General features: G+C 59.0%; 4 protein-coding genes and 4 tRNA genes. All 8 read right to left on the reverse strand.

Translation table 11 applies throughout. From position 1 onward, the window contains the following. Positions 1–38 precede the first annotated feature (38 nt). The 8 genes from ACRC0P_RS10385 to msrB all read right to left on the reverse strand — a co-directional run bounded on the left by ACRC0P_RS10385 (position 39) and on the right by msrB (position 3,796). Positions 39–812, reverse strand: coding sequence for an ABC transporter permease (locus tag ACRC0P_RS10385; protein WP_438630574.1), 774 nt, complete (start codon positions 810–812; stop codon positions 39–41). Further along, complete coding sequence (locus ACRC0P_RS10390) at positions 812–1,747, reverse strand: ABC transporter ATP-binding protein (RefSeq protein WP_438630576.1); 936 nt, start codon at positions 1,745–1,747, stop codon at positions 812–814. Before ACRC0P_RS10390 ends, ACRC0P_RS10385 begins: the two co-directional genes overlap by 1 nt. A gap of 268 nt (positions 1,748–2,015) precedes the next feature. Beyond that, positions 2,016–2,091 (reverse strand) — tRNA-Gly (locus tag ACRC0P_RS10395). A 42-nt stretch (positions 2,092–2,133) separates the two neighbouring features. Beyond that, positions 2,134–2,209 (reverse strand) — tRNA-Glu (locus tag ACRC0P_RS10400). A gap of 128 nt (positions 2,210–2,337) precedes the next feature. Beyond that, a tRNA-Gly gene (locus tag ACRC0P_RS10405) sits at positions 2,338–2,413 on the reverse strand. Between the two features lies 1 nt (position 2,414). Continuing rightward, positions 2,415–2,490: transfer RNA gene (locus tag ACRC0P_RS10410), tRNA-Glu, on the reverse strand. A 140-nt stretch (positions 2,491–2,630) separates the two neighbouring features. Beyond that, positions 2,631–3,395, reverse strand: coding sequence for a DUF1499 domain-containing protein (locus ACRC0P_RS10415; protein WP_438630578.1), 765 nt, complete (start codon positions 3,393–3,395; stop codon positions 2,631–2,633). Beyond that, on the reverse strand, positions 3,392–3,796 hold the full coding sequence (gene msrB, locus ACRC0P_RS10420; RefSeq protein WP_438630580.1) for a peptide-methionine (R)-S-oxide reductase MsrB: 405 nt from the start codon (positions 3,794–3,796) through the stop codon (positions 3,392–3,394). The genes ACRC0P_RS10415 and msrB overlap by 4 nt, the downstream gene beginning before the upstream one ends. Positions 3,797–3,894 lie beyond the last annotated feature (98 nt).

The following is a 3,894-nucleotide window of genomic DNA, read 5'->3' on the forward strand; positions in this document are numbered from 1 at the left end:
GCTAGCGGGGTCTGGCCCCGCTCCTACAGATGAATATATTAGTGTCGCAAGCGCTTGCCATGGGTCATCAGGTGCAGCCCCCAGGCAAACAGCAGGACGATAAATGAGAGTACACCGACAAAAGCCCAGACCACATTGATATCGGACACGCCCAGCACGCCGTAGCGGAAGGCGTTCACCATATATAGAACCGGGTTCAGCTTGGACAGCCCCTGAAAGAAGGGCGACAGCAGCTCGATGGAATAGAAGACTCCCCCCAGATAGGTGAGCGGCGTCAGCACAAAGGTGGGAATAATCGAGATATCGTCAAAGCTGTTGGCAAAGATAGCATTGATAAAACCCGCCAGCGAAAAAAGAACTGCGGCCAGGAACACAATGGAGATAGTAAGCCCGATATGCTGCACGCCCAGGTCGGTAAAGAACAGCGCGATCAGCGTCACCACCAGGCCGACAATCAGCCCGCGGGACACGCCGCCCAGGACATAGCCAGCCATGATCACCCAATTGGGCGTCGGCGACACCAGCAGCTCCTCGACGTTGCGCTGGAACTTGGCACTGTAAAAGGAAGAGGCTACATTGGAATAGGAGTTGGTGATCACCGCCATCATGATCAGGCCCGGCACCACGAATTCCATATAAGAATAGCCGCCCATTTCGCCGATACGCCTGCCGATCAACGAACCGAAGATCACGAAGTATAACGACATGGTGATCACTGGCGGCACCAGGGTCTGCGGCCAGATGCGCATAAAGCGGCGCACCTCCCGCCGGATAATGGTCGAAAAGGAAGTCCAGGTGGCATTGCTGTTCACTACTCTTCCCCCTCAAGCTGCTTGTTTTCCGCGAGCAGGGAGACGAACAACTCCTCCAGGCGATTGGCGCGGTTGCGCATACTGACGATGCTGATGTCCTGCTCCCCGAGTGCGGCGAACAGCTCGGTAAGCGAGTGGCCCCTCTCCACCGTCACCTCCAGGCTGTGGTCATCCAGCAGTCGCCCCTCGAAGCCTTTCAGGTCCGGGCACTCGCTCAGGCTATCGCGGGAATCGAGAATAAAAACTTCCTTATTCAGGGTTTTCAGCAGCGATTTGATCGAGGTGTTCTCCACGATATCGCCCTTGTCGATAATGGCGATATTGCGGCACAGGCTCTCCGCTTCCTCCAGGTAGTGGGTAGTGAGGATAATCGTTGTACCCTCCCGGTTGATCTCCTGTAAAAAAGTCCACATGGAGCGGCGCAGTTCGATATCCACTCCGGCGGTGGGCTCGTCGAGAATCAACAGTTTGGGCTCGTGAATCAGCGCCCGCGCAATCATCAGCCGGCGCTTCATGCCGCCGGAGAGCATACGCGCCTGGGTGCCGCGTTTGTCCCACAGCCCCAGTTGCTTGAGATATTTTTCCGTGCGCTCCTCCGCCAACTTGCGCGGCATGCCGTAGAAACCGCCCTGGGTAACGACGATATCGTAGACCTTCTCGAACTGGCTGAAATTGAACTCCTGCGGTACCACGCCCAACATCTGCTTGGCCGCGGGGAAATTCTCGTCGATATCGATACCGAAGATAGACACCTGGCCCGCGGTCTTGCGCACCAGCGAGCAGATGATACCGATGGTGGTGGACTTGCCGGCGCCGTTTGGGCCCAGCAAAGCGAAGAAGTCTCCCGGCTGCACGTCGAAGCTGATGCCCTTTAGAGCCTGGAAACCGTTGTCGTAGGTCTTTTGCAGATTGCGGATGGAGAGCGCGGCTGTCATTACTGCCTCCTGGAAACGAGCGCCTATTCAACGCCCATGGCCGGCATATTTCAACCGGACAAAGTTTGCGGGAAACGCCAAGGGTGAATCGGGCACCCTGTAGGAGCTTGCTTGCAAGCGAATCACTACGGAGCCCGGCTCCTTTCGCCTGCAAGCAGGCTCCTACAGGGAGACAATGCAGGCATCTGTAGGGGCGAACCTTGTGTTCGTCCGGCGGATTCTGAAAATTGCGCAAAAAAAAGCCGCTCGATGGAGCGGCTTTTTTATTTGGAGCGGGAAACCGGGCTCGAACCGGCGACCTCAACCTTGGCAAGGTTGCGCTCTACCAACTGAGCTATTCCCGCCTGACTCTCTTCTCGGATCACAATATTGCGACCCTTCGAATATGGCATCCCCAAGGGGAGTCGAACCCCTGTTACCGCCGTGAAAGGGCGGTGTCCTAGGCCTCTAGACGATGGGGACAGAAAACTTGCACTTGGCCCTGCCAGGGCCAATGCTGCCACACTGTCGATGGCATCGCTACCGGAAACTTTCCGGAGCAACCTGCTACAAGAAACAGTGTAAACACCTTCTTGCACCAAGCAGGTAAATGGAGCGGGAAACCGGGTTCGAACCGGCGACCTCAACCTTGGCAAGGTTGCGCTCTACCAACTGAGCTATTCCCGCGTGGCGTCCCCTAGGGGAGTCGAACCCCTGTTACCGCCGTGAAAGGGCGGTGTCCTAGGCCTCTAGACGAAGGGGACCCGGAACTCCTCTGCCGCCCGCTGGCGTCTCTTAGATCAGCACTGCGTCAGAAGTGGGGCGCATTCTATGTAGCACCCCGGGGGCTGTCAACACCCGCGGGATAACTTTTACTGTATTTTTTTCTTTCTAAGTCAGGCACTTACCCGCTTCCCCCGACCTGGGATTTGCCCCGGCCCTCCATCTCCGAGAGAAACTCCCGAATGCGCCTGGCGTTGGTCCCCAGGTCGCTCTTGCCCACACGGGAGCTGGAGCGCACATCCACCCGGCTACCCTCTCCTTTCGCCCGTACCCGGACCACAATATCGTCCTTGAACCCCAGCAATGGGGTCCTGTCCACCGCTTCCAGGTGGCCGCGACGGTTGTCCTGCGCCACCACCCGCCAGCCCATGTCTCCGGCCACATCGGCCGCCAGTTGGGTGGCCTGTTCCACCGGCAGGGCCAGTTGCAGTGGCTGGATATCCGAGTAGATATCCGCCTCGCGCTGCTGGTCCGCCACCGGCTCCCCGGCATATTCGGCGCTGTTGTCGCCCTCCTCGCGGAGGGACGGCACTGTTTCATACCGGGGCGGGTCCCTGGTATCGGTGGTGATATCGTGGATGGGCGGCACGTCGAAGTTGTTCTTGCCCACGGTGAGCAGCGGCACCGCCACCGGCAACAGCCCCAGCACCACACCCCAGAGCGCCGCGCGGCGGCTCTCCGGGTGGCGCTTCACCAGCCCCCAGATAAACACCGGCATGCACAGCAGCGCCACCGCCAGCGCCGCCAGGCCGGCGTACCTGAATACCTGGAACACCAGGCGGAAGTGCACCAGTTCCAGGCGCAGGGCCAGGCCCGCGAGAAGGATGATCGTCAGCAGCAGCACCTGAATGCCCACCAGCCAGCGGCTCCAGTGTCCCTCTGTCATTTTTTCTCTCCCTGACTGGGGTCGAATTTCACCGATAGCGAGTTCACACAGTAACGCAATCCCGTCTCCGTGGGGCCGTCTGGAAATACGTGCCCCAGATGGCAGCCGCAGTTGGCACAGACGATTTCCGTGCGCTGCATTCCCAGGGTGTTGTCCACCCGCTCATCCACCACGCCCCGGCGGGCTTCCGCGTCGAAGCTGGGCCAGCCGCAACCGGCATCGAACTTGGATTCGGACTGGAACAACACCTCGCCGCAACAGCGGCAGCGATAGCTGCCGTCCTCGAAGAGATCCCAATACTCACCGGAAAATGGCCGCTCGGTGCCGGCCTCGCGACACACCTGAAATTCTTCCGGTGAAAGCTTGTCGCGCCAGTAGTTATCGTCTTTTTCTTTTGACATACTCTGCTCCTTTATCCACCCATCCTTTTTGTAGGAGCGGTCCGGCCGGGAGCGGCCCATGGCCGCGATCGGACTTCGTCAGAACCTCAGATCGCGGA

It is taken from the genome of Microbulbifer sp. (genome assembly GCF_051659245.1).
Classification (GTDB): domain Bacteria; phylum Pseudomonadota; class Gammaproteobacteria; order Pseudomonadales; family Cellvibrionaceae; genus Microbulbifer.

Coding starts and splice junctions, on each gene's coding strand:
- ACRC0P_RS10390 (WP_438630576.1), bottom strand. CDS start 1,747: ATGACAGCCGCGCTCTCCATCCGCAATCTGCAAAAGACCTACGACAAC.
- ACRC0P_RS10415 (WP_438630578.1), bottom strand. CDS start 3,395: ATGACAGAGGGACACTGGAGCCGCTGGCTGGTGGGCATTCAGGTGCTG.
- msrB (WP_438630580.1), bottom strand. CDS start 3,796: ATGTCAAAAGAAAAAGACGATAACTACTGGCGCGACAAGCTTTCACCG.